The organism is Streptomyces sp. YKOK-I1 (assembly GCF_054660435.1).
The window spans coordinates 6,190,192-6,204,877 of the sequence record NZ_BAAGDR010000001.1 but is presented as its reverse complement, the minus strand read 5'-3'; the positions used below and the strand labels follow the sequence as shown (position 1 = coordinate 6,204,877).

12 protein-coding genes are annotated in these 14,686 nt (G+C 67.4%); 4 read left to right on the top strand and 8 right to left on the bottom strand.

The genetic code is table 11. From position 1 onward, the window contains the following. Window positions 1-25 precede the first annotated feature (25 nt). From ACYQ8Q_RS27570 to ACYQ8Q_RS27555, 4 genes are all read left to right on the top strand, one after another. Window positions 26-391, top strand: a complete 366-nt coding sequence (locus ACYQ8Q_RS27570; RefSeq protein WP_460068554.1) for an ATP-binding protein — start codon at window positions 26-28, stop codon at window positions 389-391. A 115-nt stretch (window positions 392-506) separates the two neighbouring features. Continuing rightward, window positions 507-1,376 (top strand): peptidoglycan-binding protein, encoded by an 870-nt coding sequence (locus ACYQ8Q_RS27565; RefSeq protein ID WP_460068553.1) that lies wholly within the window; start codon window positions 507-509, stop codon window positions 1,374-1,376. Between the two features lie 15 nt (window positions 1,377-1,391). Beyond that, window positions 1,392-1,619, top strand: a complete 228-nt coding sequence (locus ACYQ8Q_RS27560) for a hypothetical protein (protein ID WP_460068552.1) — start codon at window positions 1,392-1,394, stop codon at window positions 1,617-1,619. Beyond that, entirely contained in the window at window positions 1,616-1,882 is a 267-nt protein-coding gene (locus tag ACYQ8Q_RS27555) for a hypothetical protein (RefSeq protein WP_460068551.1), read from the top strand. Before ACYQ8Q_RS27560 ends, ACYQ8Q_RS27555 begins: the two co-directional genes overlap by 4 nt. A 57-nt stretch (window positions 1,883-1,939) precedes the next feature. Here ACYQ8Q_RS27555 and ACYQ8Q_RS27550 read toward each other — a convergent pair whose 3' ends face one another. From ACYQ8Q_RS27550 to nusG, 8 genes are all read right to left on the bottom strand, one after another. Beyond that, on the bottom strand, window positions 1,940-5,836 hold the full coding sequence (locus ACYQ8Q_RS27550) for a DNA-directed RNA polymerase subunit beta' (protein WP_460068550.1): 3,897 nt from the start codon (window positions 5,834-5,836) through the stop codon (window positions 1,940-1,942). A gap of 94 nt (window positions 5,837-5,930) precedes the next feature. Then, on the bottom strand, window positions 5,931-9,416 hold the full coding sequence (gene rpoB / locus ACYQ8Q_RS27545) for a DNA-directed RNA polymerase subunit beta (RefSeq protein ID WP_460068549.1): 3,486 nt from the start codon (window positions 9,414-9,416) through the stop codon (window positions 5,931-5,933). 547 nt (window positions 9,417-9,963) lie between these two features. Beyond that, window positions 9,964-10,347 carry a 50S ribosomal protein L7/L12 gene (gene rplL / locus ACYQ8Q_RS27540; protein WP_358990942.1) on the bottom strand — a complete coding sequence of 128 codons (384 nt, stop codon included), beginning with the start codon at window positions 10,345-10,347 and terminating at the stop codon, window positions 9,964-9,966. A 124-nt stretch (window positions 10,348-10,471) separates the two neighbouring features. After that, window positions 10,472-11,002, bottom strand: coding sequence for a 50S ribosomal protein L10 (rplJ, locus tag ACYQ8Q_RS27535; RefSeq protein WP_340376818.1), 531 nt, complete (start codon window positions 11,000-11,002; stop codon window positions 10,472-10,474). A 295-nt stretch (window positions 11,003-11,297) separates the two neighbouring features. Continuing rightward, complete coding sequence (locus tag ACYQ8Q_RS27530; protein ID WP_460068548.1) at window positions 11,298-12,212, bottom strand: LolA-like protein; 915 nt, start codon at window positions 12,210-12,212, stop codon at window positions 11,298-11,300. A gap of 148 nt (window positions 12,213-12,360) precedes the next feature. Then, window positions 12,361-13,086 carry a 50S ribosomal protein L1 gene (gene rplA, locus ACYQ8Q_RS27525; protein ID WP_460068547.1) on the bottom strand — a complete coding sequence of 242 codons (726 nt, stop codon included), beginning with the start codon at window positions 13,084-13,086 and terminating at the stop codon, window positions 12,361-12,363. Window positions 13,087-13,168: 82 nt separating this feature from the next. Then, window positions 13,169-13,603 (bottom strand): 50S ribosomal protein L11, encoded by a 435-nt coding sequence (rplK, locus tag ACYQ8Q_RS27520; protein ID WP_055631380.1) that lies wholly within the window; start codon window positions 13,601-13,603, stop codon window positions 13,169-13,171. Between the two features lie 166 nt (window positions 13,604-13,769). Further along, window positions 13,770-14,633 carry a transcription termination/antitermination protein NusG gene (gene nusG, locus ACYQ8Q_RS27515; RefSeq protein WP_460068546.1) on the bottom strand — a complete coding sequence of 288 codons (864 nt, stop codon included), beginning with the start codon at window positions 14,631-14,633 and terminating at the stop codon, window positions 13,770-13,772. Window positions 14,634-14,686: the final 53 nt, after the last annotated feature.

Sequence of the window (14,686 nt, the reverse complement as noted above, 5' to 3'; positions counted from 1 at the left end):
GCGGACACCCCCTAGGGAGGAACCCTTGGAGATCGACCCCGCCCTGCCCTGGGGCATCGCGATCGACTACGCCGGGCGGGCCACCGTCACGGAGGCCGGTCACACCCTGCACGTCAACGTCTCGGACACCAGCCTGAGTTCGGTGATCGGGCCCGACTCGATCACCGGCACCTACTCGCCCGTCAGCGTCACCGCCGAGTTCTCCGAGAGCGGCACCGGCGGCGCGGTCCTGCGCGGCTCCGGCCGGGTCACGGTCCTGCCGGACGGCTCCGGCCCGGTCGTCCCGGACGGTACGGCCGTCCAGCGGGCGATCGCCGCGGCCCTCGCCGACTTCCGGGCCAAGGTGAGCGACTACGCCGCCCTGTGCGCCGCCTGGCCGCCGGCCGACTGACGCTCCCGCAAGCCCCGTCCAATGCCCCGCGCCACCCCACCGGCCGGGGTTTTTTCCTGTCCCCCGGGCCCGATATGCCCCACATCGAAGCAAGCTCCCCAGGGAGGCACCACCCATGGCCAACCCTCTCTCCGCCGACGCCCTCGTCGCCGCTCTGGACGCCGAGGGCGTCACCGTCGTCGAACACGCCGGCTGGCGCACCCACAACCGCAACCACAAGGGCAGCTGGGGCCCGGTCAACGGCGTGATCATCCATCACACCGTCACCTCCGGCACCACCGGCTCCGTCGCGATCTGCTTCAACGGCTACACCGCCCTGCCCGGCCCGCTCTGCCACGGCGTGATAGCCAAGGACGGCACCGTCCACCTCGTCGGCAACGGCCGCGCCAACCACGCCGGCAGCGGCGACGGAGACGTCCTCAAGGCCGTCGCCGCCGAACGGGCCACCCTGCCCGCACCCCACCGCAACGACACCGACGGCAACGTCCACTTCTACGGCTTCGAGTGCGTCAACCTCGGCGACGGCCGGGATCCCTGGCCCGAGGTCCAGCTGGAGGCCATGGTCCGGGCGGCCGCCGCGCTGTGCCGGGCGCACGGCTGGAGCGAGCGCTCGGTGATCGGGCACAAGGAGTGGACGAACACCAAGGTCGATCCGCGCGGCTTCTCGATGGCGGACTTCCGCTCCCGGGTCGCCGCCCGGCTCGGACACCCGGTCCCGGCCGGCTCACCCACCCCCGCCCACCAGCCCTTCCCCGGCGCCGACTGGTTCCGCAGGAGCCCGAGGTCGGCGATCGTCACCGCGATGGGCAGGCGACTGGTCGCCGTCGGCTGCTCCGCCTACGCGAGCGGCCCCGGCCCGCAGTGGACCGAGGCCGACCGGGCCTCGTACGCCAAGTGGCAGCGCAAGCTCGGCTACACCGGCTCCGCCGCCGACGGCTGGCCGGGCGCCGCTTCCTGGGCGGCGCTGAAAGTCCCCCACGTCTGAGAGCGAGGCCGCCCCATGTCAGAGGCCGCCAAGCGGACCCTCCGCACCGTACTGCAGACCGCCGCCGGCCTGTGCGTCCTGCTGCCGGCGGTGGTCGGCGCCGCCGGTATCCCCGACACCCTGCCCTGGGTGGCGGGCGCGCTGGCCGTCGCCGCGGGCGTCACCCGGGTCATGGCCCTGCCCGCCGTACAGAACCTGCTGCCGGGCTGGCTGCGCACGGACACCGAGCGGAGGGATGCGTGAACGAACCCCATCCGTTCTCCGACCCCACCTCCGTCGCCGTGGAGCTCGAACGCCTGCGGGGCGCGGTCGAAGCCGGGTTCGCCCGGGTCGACGGCTCCCTCGCGCTCCTCGTCCAGCGCAGCGACCAGACCGACAAGCAGCTCGCCGACCACGAGCAGCGGCTGGACGCCCTGGAGCGCTCGCGCTGGCCGCTCGCCAGCATCGGCGCGCTGGCCGCGATCGCCACGGTGGCGGTGACGGTCGTGGAGCTCACCGCACGCTAGAAACGCCGAAGGGCGGTCACCCCGCGCGAAACGGGGTGACCGCCCTTCTACTCGTTCTTACTGGTTGTACGGACCGTAGTCGTAGTCCTCCAGCGGGACGGCCTGGCCGGAGCCGGTGCCGAACGGCGAGTAGTCGATGTCGTCGTAGCCGACGGCCGAGTACATCGCGGCCTTCGCCTCCTCGGTCGGCTCGACCCGGATGTTGCGGTAGCGGGACAGACCCGTACCGGCCGGGATGAGCTTACCGATGATGACGTTCTCCTTGAGGCCGATGAGGCTGTCGGACTTGGCGTTGATCGCCGCGTCCGTCAGAACTCGGGTCGTCTCCTGGAAGGAGGCGGCCGACAGCCAGGACTCCGTCGCCAGCGAGGCCTTGGTGATACCCATCAGCTGCGGACGACCGGAGGCCGGGTGACCGCCCTCCTGGACCACACGACGGTTCTCGGTCTCGAACTTCGAGCGCTCGACCAGCTCACCGGGCAGCAGCTCGGCGTCGCCGGACTCGATGATCGTCACGCGGCGGAGCATCTGCCGGATGATGATCTCGATGTGCTTGTCGTGGATCGACACACCCTGCGAGTTGTACACCTTCTGGACCTCGCCGACCAGGTGGACCTGGACGGCACGCTGACCCAGGATGCGCAGCACGTCGTGCGGGTTGGTGGCACCCACGGTGAGCTTCTGGCCCACCTCGACGTGCTCGCCCTCGCTGACCATCAGACGGGCGCGCTTGGAGATGGGGTAGGCCATCTCGTCGCTGCCGTCGTCCGGCGTGATGACGATCTTCTTGGTCTTCTCGGTCTCCTCGATCCGCACGCGGCCCTGGGCCTCGGAGATCGGGGCGACACCCTTCGGGGTACGGGCCTCGAAGAGCTCGACGACACGCGGCAGACCCTGGGTGATGTCGTCACCGGCCACACCACCGGTGTGGAAGGTACGCATCGTCAGCTGGGTACCGGGCTCACCGATGGACTGGGCGGCGATGATGCCGACCGCCTCACCGATGTCGACCAGCTTGCCGGTGGCCAGCGAGCGGCCGTAGCACATGGCGCAGGTGCCGACGGCGGACTCGCAGGTCAGGACCGAGCGGGTCTTGACCGTCTCCACACCGTGCCGGACCAGCTCGTCGATGAGCACGTCGCCGAGGTCGGTACCGGCCGGGGCCAGCACCCTGCCGTCGACCACGATGTCCTCGGCGAGGCAGCGGGCGTACACGGACGTCTCGACGTTGACCGTCTTGCGCAGGACACCGTCCTCGCGCTCGGCGATCGCCAGCTTGAGGCCGCGCTCGGTGCCGCAGTCCTCCTCGCGGATGATGACGTCCTGCGAGACGTCCACCAGACGACGGGTGAGGTAACCCGAGTCGGCGGTACGCAGGGCGGTGTCCGCCAGACCCTTACGGGCACCGTGCGTGGAGATGAAGTACTCCAGCACGGAGAGGCCCTCACGGAACGAGGCCTTGATCGGACGCGGGATGGTCTCGTTCTTCGCGTTCGACACCAGACCACGCATACCGGCGATCTGCCGCATCTGCATCATGTTTCCTCGGGCACCCGAGTCAACCATCATGAAGATGGGGTTCGTCTTGGGGAAGTTCTCGTTCATCGCCTCGGCGACCTCGTTGGTCGCCTTGGTCCAGATCGCGATGAGCTCCTGCGTGCGCTCTTCCTTGGTGATCAGACCGCGCTCGTACTGCTTCTGGACCTTCTCGTCCAGCGCCTCGTACCCGCGGACGATCTCCTTCTTCGCCTCGGGAACGACGACGTCGGAGATGGCCACGGTGACACCGGAACGGGTCGCCCAGTAGAAGCCGGCCGCCTTCAGGTTGTCGAGCGTCGCCGCCACGATGACCTTGGGGTAGCGCTCGGCCAGGTCGTTGACGATCTCGGAGAGCTGCTTCTTGCCCACCGAGTAGTCGACGAACGGGTAGTCCTCGGGCAGCAGCTCGTTGAAGAGCGCACGGCCCAGGGTGGTGCGCAGGCGGAACGTGTCCCCCTGCTGCCACTCGGGCTCGCCCTCCTCCTGCGCCGGCGGGGTCCAGCCGCGCGGCGGGATGGTGCCCACCGGGAAGCGGATGTCGATCGCCGACTGCAGCGCCAGCTCACCGGCGTCGAACGCCATGATCGCCTCGGCCGTGGAGCCGAAGGACCGGCCCTCGCCCTTGGTGTCGCGCAGCTCGCCGTCAGTGGTGAGGAAGAACAGACCGAGGACCATGTCCTGGGTCGGCATCGTCACCGGACGGCCGTCGGCGGGCTTGAGGATGTTGTTCGAGGACAGCATCAGGATGCGGGCCTCGGCCTGCGCCTCCGCGGACAGCGGCAGGTGCACGGCCATCTGGTCACCGTCGAAGTCCGCGTTGAACGCGGTGCAGACGAGCGGGTGGATCTGGATGGCCTTGCCCTCGACCAGCTGCGGCTCGAAGGCCTGGATGCCGAGGCGGTGCAGGGTGGGCGCACGGTTCAGCAGCACCGGGTGCTCGGCGATGACCTCTTCGAGGACGTCGTACACCACGGTGCGGCCGCGCTCGACCATCCGCTTGGCGCTCTTGATGTTCTGCGCGTGGTTCAGGTCGACCAGGCGCTTCATCACGAACGGCTTGAAGAGCTCCAGCGCCATCGCCTTCGGCAGACCGCACTGGTGCAGCTTGAGCTGCGGACCGACGACGATCACGGAACGCGCCGAGTAGTCGACACGCTTGCCGAGCAGGTTCTGACGGAAACGGCCCTGCTTGCCCTTCAGCATGTCGCTGAGGGACTTCAGCGGGCGGTTGCCGGGGCCCGTCACCGGGCGGCCGCGACGACCGTTGTCGAAGAGGGCGTCAACAGCCTCCTGAAGCATGCGCTTCTCGTTGTTGACGATGATCTCGGGTGCGCCGAGGTCGAGGAGCCTCTTCAGACGGTTGTTGCGGTTGATCACACGGCGGTACAGGTCGTTCAGGTCGGAGGTCGCGAAGCGGCCACCGTCCAGCTGCACCATCGGACGCAGGTCCGGCGGGATGACCGGCACGCAGTCCAGCACCATGCCCTTGGGGCTGTTGCTGGTCTGCAGGAACGCGGAGACGACCTTCAGACGCTTGAGCGCACGGGTCTTCTTCTGGCCCTTGCCGGTCCGGATGATCTCGCGGAGCTTCTCGGCCTCCTCGTCGAGGTCGAAGGACTCCAGGCGCTTCTGCAGCGCCGCGGCACCCATCGAACCGTCGAAGTACGTGCCGAAACGGTCGCGCAGCTCGCGGTAGAGCAGCTCGTCGCCCTCGAGGTCCTGGACCTTGAGGTTCTTGAAGCGGGTCCACACCTCGTCGAGACGGTCGATCTCGCGCTGCGAGCGGTCGCGCAGCTGCTTCATCTCGCGCTCGGCGCCTTCGCGCACCTTGCGGCGCACATCGGCCTTGGCGCCCTCGGCCTCCAGCTCGGACAGGTCGGTCTCGAGCTTCTTGGCGCGGGCCTCCAGGTCGGCGTCCCGGCGGTTCTCGACCTGCTGGCGCTCCACGGAGACATGCGCCTCCAGGGAGGGCAGGTCGCGGGTACGGCGCTCCTCGTCGACGTACGTGATCATGTACGCCGCGAAGTAGATGACCTTCTCGAGGTCCTTGGGAGCCAGGTCGAGCAGGTAGCCCAGCCGGCTCGGGACACCCTTGAAGTACCAGATGTGCGTGACGGGCGCGGCCAGCTCGATGTGGCCCATCCGCTCACGGCGCACCTTGGCGCGGGTCACCTCGACGCCGCAGCGCTCACAGATGATGCCCTTGAAGCGGACGCGCTTGTACTTGCCGCAGTAGCACTCCCAGTCCCGGGTCGGACCGAAGATCTTCTCGCAGAAGAGTCCGTCCTTTTCGGGCTTGAGGGTGCGGTAGTTGATGGTCTCGGGCTTCTTGACCTCGCCGTGGCTCCACTGACGGATGTCGTCAGCGGTGGCCAGACCGATCCGGAGCTCGTCGAAGAAGTTGACGTCGAGCACTATGCGTCAATCCCTCTCAGGGTTGTAAGTCTTGGGGTCTGAAACGGGGGTCCCGGGGCCGGAGGCCTTCTGGATGAAGGCCTCCGGACTCCCGTCAGACCTCTTCGACGCTGCTCGGCTCGCGCCGGGACAGGTCGATGCCGAGCTCCTCCGCCGCGCGGAAGACGTCCTCGTCGGTGTCACGCATCTCGATGGACATACCGTCGCTGGACAGCACCTCCACGTTCAGGCAGAGCGACTGCATCTCCTTGATGAGCACCTTGAAGGACTCGGGGATGCCGGGCTCGGGGATGTTCTCGCCCTTGACGATGGCCTCGTAGACCTTCACGCGGCCGGTGACGTCGTCGGACTTGATGGTCAGCAGTTCCTGGAGCGCGTACGCGGCGCCGTAGGCCTCGAGGGCCCACACCTCCATCTCACCGAAGCGCTGGCCACCGAACTGCGCCTTACCACCCAGCGGCTGCTGGGTGATCATCGAGTACGGACCGGTCGAGCGGGCGTGCAGCTTGTCGTCGACCAGGTGGTGCAGCTTCAGGATGTACATGTAGCCGACCGAGATCGGGTCCGGGAACGGCTCACCGCTACGGCCGTCGAACAGCCGCGCCTTGCCGGACGGGAGCACCATGCGCTCGCCGTCGCGGTTGGGGATGGTGTGCTGGAGCAGACCCGCCAGCTCGTCCTCACGGGCGCCGTCGAAGACCGGGGTCGCGACGTTGGTGCCCGGGGCGACCGAGTCGGCACCGATGGCCTGCAGTCGCTGCGCCCACTCGTCGGCGAGACCGGAGACGTCCCAGCCGCGGCTGGCGAGCCAGCCGAGGTGGATCTCCAGGACCTGTCCCGGGTTCATTCGGGACGGCACACCGAGCGGGTTGAGGATGATGTCGACCGGGGTCCCGTCCTCGAGGAACGGCATGTCCTCGATGGGCAGGATCTTGGAGATGACACCCTTGTTGCCGTGACGGCCGGCGAGCTTGTCACCGTCGGTGATCTTGCGCTTCTGCGCCACGTACACGCGCACCAGCTGGTTCACACCGGGGGGAAGCTCGTCGCCCTCCTCGCGGTCGAAGACACGGACGCCGATGACCTTGCCGATCTCGCCGTGCGGGACCTTCAGCGAGGTGTCACGGACCTCACGGGCCTTCTCACCGAAGATCGCGCGCAACAGGCGCTCCTCGGGCGTCAGCTCGGTCTCGCCCTTCGGGGTGACCTTGCCGACGAGGATGTCACCGGCGACGACCTCGGCACCGATACGGATGATGCCGCGCTCGTCGAGGTCGGCGAGGACCTCCTCGGAGACGTTCGGGATGTCCCGGGTGATCTCCTCGGGGCCGAGCTTGGTGTCACGGGCGTCGACCTCGTGCTCCTCGATGTGGATCGAGGAGAGGACGTCGTCCTGCACGAGGCGCTGCGACAGGATGATCGCGTCCTCGTAGTTGTGACCCTCCCACGGCATGAACGCCACGAGCAGGTTCTTGCCCAGCGCCATCTCGCCGTTCTCGGTGGCCGGACCGTCGGCGAGGACCTGGCCCTCGATGATCCGGTCGCCCTCGTTGACGATGACCTTCTGGTTGACCGAGGTGCCCTGGTTGGAGCGGGCGAACTTGGCCAGCCGGTAGGTGATGTAGGTGCCGTCGTCGTTGGCGGTGGTGATGTAGTCCGCGGAGACCTCCTGGACCACACCCGCCTTCTCGGCCTTGACCACGTCGCCGGCGTCGACGGCGGAGCGGTACTCCATGCCGGTGCCGACGAGCGGGGACTCGCTCTTGATGAGCGGCACGGCCTGGCGCATCATGTTCGCGCCCATGAGGGCACGGTTGGCGTCGTCGTGCTCGAGGAACGGGATCATGGCGGTCGCGACCGACACCATCTGGCGCGGCGAGACGTCCATGTAGTCCACGTCGTCACCGGGGACGTAGTCGACCTCGCCGCCGCGGCGGCGGACCAGGACGCGGTTCTCGGTGAAGCGCATGTCGTCGTTGAGCGTGGCGTTCGCCTGCGCGATGACGTAGCGGTCCTCTTCGTCGGCCGTCAGGTAGTCGACCTCGTCGGTGACCTGGCCGCCGGCGACCTTGCGGTACGGGGTCTCGACGAAACCGAACGCGTTGACGCGACCGTAGGAGGCGAGCGAGCCGATCAGACCGATGTTCGGGCCTTCGGGCGTCTCGATCGGGCACATACGGCCGTAGTGCGAGGGGTGCACGTCACGGACCTCGAAGCCGGCCCGCTCACGGGAGAGACCACCCGGGCCAAGAGCCGACAGACGGCGCTTGTGGGTGAGACCCGACAGCGGGTTGTTCTGGTCCATGAACTGCGACAGCTGGCTGGTGCCGAAGAACTCCTTGATGGAGGCGACGACCGGCCGGATGTTGATCAGGGTCTGCGGCGTGATCGCCTCGACGTCCTGGGTCGTCATGCGCTCGCGCACGACGCGCTCCATACGCGCCAGACCCGTACGGACCTGGTTCTGGATGAGCTCGCCGACGCTGCGCAGACGACGGTTGCCGAAGTGGTCGATGTCGTCGGTCTCGACGACGATCGTCTGACCGCTGTCGCCGACCGTCTCGGTCTCGCCGGCGTGCAGCTTGACCAGGTACTTGATCGTCGCGATGACGTCCTCGACGGTCAGGACACCGGCGTCCAGCGGCGCGTCCGCGGCCAGCTTCTTGTTGACCTTGTAGCGGCCGACCTTGGCGAGGTCGTAGCGCTTGGGGTTGAAGTAGAGGTTCTCGAGCAGCGTCTGCGCGGCCTCACGCGTGGGGGGCTCGCCCGGACGGAGCTTGCGGTAGATGTCGAGCAGCGCGTCGTCCTGGCCCTGGGTGTGGTCCTTCTCCAGGGTGGCGCGCATGGACTCGTACTCGCCGAACTCCTCGAGGATCTGCTCGGTGGTCCAGCCGAGCGCCTTCAGGAGGACGGTCACGGACTGCTTGCGCTTGCGGTCGATGCGGACGCCGACCATGTCGCGCTTGTCGATCTCCATCTCCAGCCAGGCACCCCGGGAGGGGATGATCTTGGCGGAGAAGATGTCCTTGTCGGACGTCTTGTCGATCGAGGAGTCGAAGTAGACACCCGGCGAACGGACCAGCTGCGACACCACGACACGCTCGGTGCCGTTGATGACGAAGGTGCCCTTGTGCGTCATGAGCGGGAAGTCGCCCATGAAGACCGTCTGGGACTTGATCTCGCCGGTCTCGTTGTTGGTGAACTCGGCCGTCACGAAGAGCGGGGCCGCGTACGTGAAGTCGCGGTCCTTGCACTCGTCGATGCTGTTCTTCGGCGGCTCGAAACGGTGGTCGCGGAAGGTCAGCGACATCGACCCGGAGAAGTCCTCGATCGGGGAGATCTCCTCGAAGATCTCCTCGAGGCCGGACTTGGTGGGGACGTCCTGACCGTTGTCCAGAGCCTCCTCGACCCGACTCTGCCAAGCGGTGTTGCCGAGCAGCCAGTCGAAGCTCTCGGTCTGCAGCGCGAGCAGGTTCGGAACCTCGAGAGGCTCCTTGATCTTTGCAAAAGAGATGCGCAGCGGGGCGGTGCTGGCGGCGTTGTTCGTATTCGCGGTCGAGGCGTTGCGCGAGGCGGCCAAGAGGGGGTCCTTCCGAGGGCTCGGACTCACTACGCGCGTACCGGCCCCTCTCGTGCACACGGAGACAGAAAATCCCAGGTCAGGGATGATCGTGTCGTCGATGTCAAGGGAGGGCAGACCCCTGGTGACGGACAGGGGACAGCTAACAGGCAGCGCAAAGGGTCAGTGTAGCCACTCGGCACACTGATGTCCAGTCCCGTTTTTCAGAGACCCTTGCTGTCCTCAACGCCTGCGCCACATCCTGCCTTCACCGCGTTGATACTGCCCTCTTCGCCGTCGATCCATGCCTCGGATTCGGATCCTTGTGACGACGCGTCCTGAGAATTGCGCGCTGCGTGCGGTTCGTCAAGGCCCCCCTGCGTAAACCCGGGGCCGCCGGAGACACGACGAAGATCACCATACCCCCCGCCGTCACGGGTGCAAGGCAACCGTGGCCGCGCTCCGGGAACGCCGAAGAGCGACCACCCGGATGGATGATCGCTCTTCGGCGCTTGCGCGTTACAGGCTCGCTGAGCCCGGGTTCCGGACCTGGTGGGCCCGGAGGGTGTTACTTGACCTCGACGGAGGCGCCGGCGCCCTTGAGGGACTCGGCGGCCTTCTCCGCGGCCTCCTTGGTGACCTTCTCGAGAACGGGCTTCGGGGCGCCGTCCACGAGGTCCTTGGCCTCCTTCAGGCCCAGCGAGGTCAGCTCACGCACGACCTTGATGACCTGGATCTTCTTCTCGCCGGCGCCGGTGAGGACGACGTCGAACTCGTCCTGCTCCTCGACGGCCTCGGCGGGGGCGGCCGGGCCGGCCGGGCCCGCGACGGCGACCGCGGCGGCGGCGGTGACGTCGAACTTCTCCTCGAACGCCTTCACGAACTCGGAGAGCTGGATCAGGGTCATGTTCTCGAACTCGGCGAGCAGTTCGTCCTGGGTGAGAGCCATGATGGCTTTCCTTCCACTAATTTCGGCTGGTGCCGGATGTACATGTCTGGCGGGCGTACGTTCGGCCCGCTACGACCCCCTGCCCCAGGCGGACTGCCTGGAGGCGGCGGTCATTACGCGAGCCGAATTACTCGGCACCGCCCTGCTCGGCCTGCTTGGCACGAAGCGCCTCCGCGGTGCGGACGAACTTCGACGGGAGCGCCTGGAAGACCTGAGCAGCCTGCGTCTGCTTGCCCTTCATGGCGCCCGCCAGCTTGGCGAGCAGAACCTCGCGGGACTCGAGGTCCGCAAGCTTCTTGATCTCGTCGGCGGACAGCGCCTTGCCGTCAAGGACACCGCCCTTGATGACGAGGTTCGGGTTGTCCTTGGCGAAGTCACGAAGACCCTTCGCCGACTCCACCGGGTCACCGGTGACGAAGGCGACCGCCGTCGGACCGTTGAACAGGTCGTCGAGCGTCGTGATCCCGGCCTCGTTGGCCGCAATCTTGGTCAGCGTGTTCTTCACCACGGCGTACTGGGCGTTCTCACCGAGCGAACGGCGCAGCGTCTTGAGCTGCGCCACGGTGAGACCCCGGTACTCGGTCAGCACGGCGGCGTTCGAGCTACGGAACTGCTCCGTGAGCTCGGCCACCGCGGCAGCCTTGTCGGGCCTTGCCATAGAGCGTCGGCCTCCTTCCGGGTGATGAGGACCGCTCGGAAGGGGCTGGGACAGACGAAACGCCCCGGCGCAGGCGCACGGGGCGTAGCTCGACCGAACGAGATCCGTCGAAGGACGGTTTCGGCCCGGGAGCACTTCCACAGTCACCTGCGCGGGTCGTCCGCATATCAAGCGGATCCTTCGGCCGCCGGACCCTCTCGCGAGAGCACGGCAACGACCAGCGGTCTTTGGCTTCGGTAGGAGCGTACGGGAGACGGACGCTGTCAAGCAAATCCGCCCGTAGGGGGCCGCCGGCTCAGCCGCCCGACTGCTGCTTCACCAGCTCGGTGAAGTCGGCGGTGTCGCTCGCCGGGGGCTCCTCGACCGCCACCTCGGTGCCGTAGTCGCTGTAGTACGCGGTCTGGCTGTAGGCGCCCGCCGTGGTCTCGCCCTTCTCCACCTTCTTGACCAGCAGGTCCTGGTCGTCCACCCAGATGTCGACGGTCTCGGTGGTGACGCCGGCCTGCTCCAGGGTCTTCTTCAGGTCGTCGAGCTGGCTCCGGCTGAGGCTGGAGTTCTTCTCGGCGAGGTCGGCCACGTCGACCGTCCCCGAGTAGTGCGTGGTCCGCTGTCCGCGCACCTTCTCCTCGCCGACCTTGCGGACGTCCCCGGAGGCCAGCAGGAGCTTCACCGACTGGTTCGGGGTGGTGTTCTGCATCTGGTCCTTCAGATACGCCCCACCGCTCCCGCCGAGGGTCTCCAGGTCGTCGTAGGCGTACTTGATCCAGTGCTTGCCGCCGGACTGCTCGGCGAAGGTGTCGCCCATCCGGGCGTAGTAGGCGTCGGGGAGGTAGCGGGCCTCCATCGAGTCGCTGCCCATCTGGCGCATGGTGTCGGCCATGGTGCCGCCCGTGTACGTGATGGTGAGCGTGCCGGTGAGGCCGTCGCCCCAGGCGAGGGACCCGTCGGCCGTCATGGACATCACGGAGCCCATGGTCGTGGTCGACTCGACCTTGGCGGAGTCGGCGCCGTCGGTGGACTTCTCGGCGGTGCGCAGCGCGGCGATGGGGTCGAACCGTGCGCCCTCCGAGCCGCCGGAGGAGCCAGAGGAGCCCGAGGAGGAGCCGGACGAGCTCCCGGAGTCCCCCGAGGCCTGGCAGGCCGTCACCCCGGCCAGCAGGCTCATCGCCGCGATGGACAGCCCCGCCGTCCGCACACATGTGCGCTTCATCCGCCCCACCCCCATGAGAGTTCCGTGATTGCACGGTAACGCACAGCACTGACAGCCGTACGAAAAAACCTCTGTGCCCCAAAGGGGACGAGCCCCGCACCTCGAAAGGTTGCGGGGCTCGTCGCCGACCGAAAAGGAACCGTCAGGTTCAGACCGCGGCCGGGTCCTCCTCGACGAGGAGGTTGCGGGTGCGGTTCGGGTCGACCTGGATGCCGGGGCCGATCGTGGTGCTGATCGCGGCCTTCTTGATGTAGCGACCCTTCGCGGCGGACGGCTTGAGACGGGTGATCTCCTCGAGCGCCGCGGCGTAGTTCTCCACCAGCTTGGTGTCCTCGAAGGACGTCTTGCCGATGATGAAGTGCAGGTTCGAGTGCTTGTCGACGCGGAACTCGATCTTGCCGCCCTTGATCTCGGTGACGGCCTTGACCACGTCGGGGGTGACGGTGCCGGTCTTCGGGTTCGGCATCAGACCACGGGGACCGAGCACGCGGCCGAGGCGGCCGACCTTGCCCATGAGGTCCGGGGTGGCGACGACGGCGTCGAAGTCCAGACGGCCCTTCGCGACCTCGTCGATCAGTTCGTCGGAGCCGACGATGTCGGCGCCCGCGGCCTCCGCGGCCGCAGCACGGTCACCGGTCGCGAAGACCAGGACCCGGGCGGTCTTGCCGGTGCCGTGCGGCAGGTTCACGGTGCCACGGACCATCTGGTCGGCCTTGCGCGGGTCGACACCCAGACGGAAGGCGACCTCGACGGTGCCGTCGAACTTGGAGGTGGAGGTCTCCTTGGCGAGACGGACGGCCTCGAGCGGGGCGTAGAGCTTCTCCCGGTCGACCTTGGCGTCCGCAGCGCGGAGAGACTTGCTGCGCTTGCTCACTACTGCTCCTGATGTGTCTGAGGAGTCGTGGTACGGGCCGAGCAGGCCCTGCCACTACTGCTGAAGTACGGGGTGGTGAAGGTCAGCCCTCGACCGTGATGCCCATGGAACGGGCGGTGCCGGCGATGATCTTCGCAGCGGCGTCCAGGTCGTTGGCGTTCAGGTCGGGAAGCTTGGTCGTGGCGATCTCACGGACCTGCGCCTCGGTGATCTTGGCGACCTTGGTCTTGTGCGGCTCGCCCGAGCCCTTCTCCACACCGGCGGCCTTGAGGATCATCTTCGCGGCCGGCGGGGTCTTGGTCACGAAGGTGAAGGAGCGGTCCTCGTAGACCGTGATCTCCACCGGGATGACCCAGCCACGCTGCGACTCGGTCGCCGCGTTGTAGGCCTTGCAGAACTCCATGATGTTGACGCCGTGCTGACCGAGCGCGGGGCCGACCGGCGGGGCCGGGTTCGCCGCACCGGCGTTGATCTGGAGCTTGATGAGCCCCGTGACCTTCTTCTTCTTGGGAGGCATTACTCTCCAGGTCCTTTCATTCGGGTCCATGCCCGCGCCAGGGAACCAACCGAACGCAGGCATACCGCACAACGATAACGGGTATAGATGCGCGGCCAAAAACCGAGCAGGTCAGGCAGGCTGTGACAGCCCGCCTGACCTGGTCGGAAGCTCTTTCCGGAAGAAGCTAGTTCTTCTGGATCTGGTCGAACGACAGCTCGACCGGGGTCTCGCGCCCGAAGATCTCCACCAGACCCTTGACCTTCTTCGAGTCGGCGTTGATCTCGTTGATCGTGGCCTGCAGCGTGGCGAACGGACCGTCGGTGACGGTGACCGAGTCGCCCACCTCGAAGTCCAGCACCTGGACCTCGACCTTGCGCTGCGGAGCCGGCTTGCCCTCGGCCTCGGCGGCCTCGCGGGCGGCCTTCTCCTCGGCCTCCGGGGCGAGCATCTTGACGATCTCGTCCAGGGTCAGCGGGTACGGGTCGTAGGCGTTGCCCACGAAGCCGGTGACACCGGGGGTGTTGCGGACGACGCCCCAGGACTCGTTCGTCAGGTCCATGCGGACCAGGACGTAACCCGGGAGCTTGTTCTGGCGGATCGTCTTGCGGTCGCCGTTCTTGATCTGGACGACCTCTTCCTGCGGCACCTCGGCCTGGAAGATGTAGTCCTCGACGTTCAGCGAGACGGCGCGCTGCTCCAGGTTGGTCTTCACGCGGTTCTCGTAGCCGGCGTAGGTGTGGATCACGTACCACTCGCCGGGGAGGGTGCGCAGTTCCTCGCGCAGGGCGACGACGGGGTCGACGGGCTCGGCCGGCTCTTCTTCCTCGGCCTCGAGCTCGTCCTCGACGTCCTCCGACTCCTCGGAGTCGTCCTCGACCTCGTCCTCGGCGTCCTCGTCCTCGACGTGGAGCGCTGCTTCCTCCGCGGGCTCGCCCGCCTCGGCGTCGGCAGCCTCGAACTCGTCCACCTCGTCCGCGCCCTCGACGATGTCGAGCTCGTCGTCGACCTCGTCGGGCTCGATGGCGTCGTTCAGGTTCTGGTCAGACACGGTGGCTGCTTCTTCCTGGATACATAGGGGTGGAACATGCGAAAGGGGCGCCG

Excerpts from the sequence above, each read along its gene's own strand:
- ACYQ8Q_RS27565 (WP_460068553.1), top strand. The coding sequence starts at position 507 with ATGGCCAACCCTCTCTCCGCCGACGCCCTCGTCGCCGCTCTGGACGCC.
- rplK (WP_055631380.1), bottom strand. The coding sequence starts at position 13,603 with ATGCCTCCCAAGAAGAAGAAGGTCACGGGGCTCATCAAGCTCCAGATC.
- ACYQ8Q_RS27530 (WP_460068548.1), bottom strand. The coding sequence starts at position 12,212 with ATGAAGCGCACATGTGTGCGGACGGCGGGGCTGTCCATCGCGGCGATG.
- rplJ (WP_340376818.1), bottom strand. The coding sequence starts at position 11,002 with ATGGCAAGGCCCGACAAGGCTGCCGCGGTGGCCGAGCTCACGGAGCAG.
- ACYQ8Q_RS27560 (WP_460068552.1), top strand. The coding sequence starts at position 1,392 with ATGTCAGAGGCCGCCAAGCGGACCCTCCGCACCGTACTGCAGACCGCC.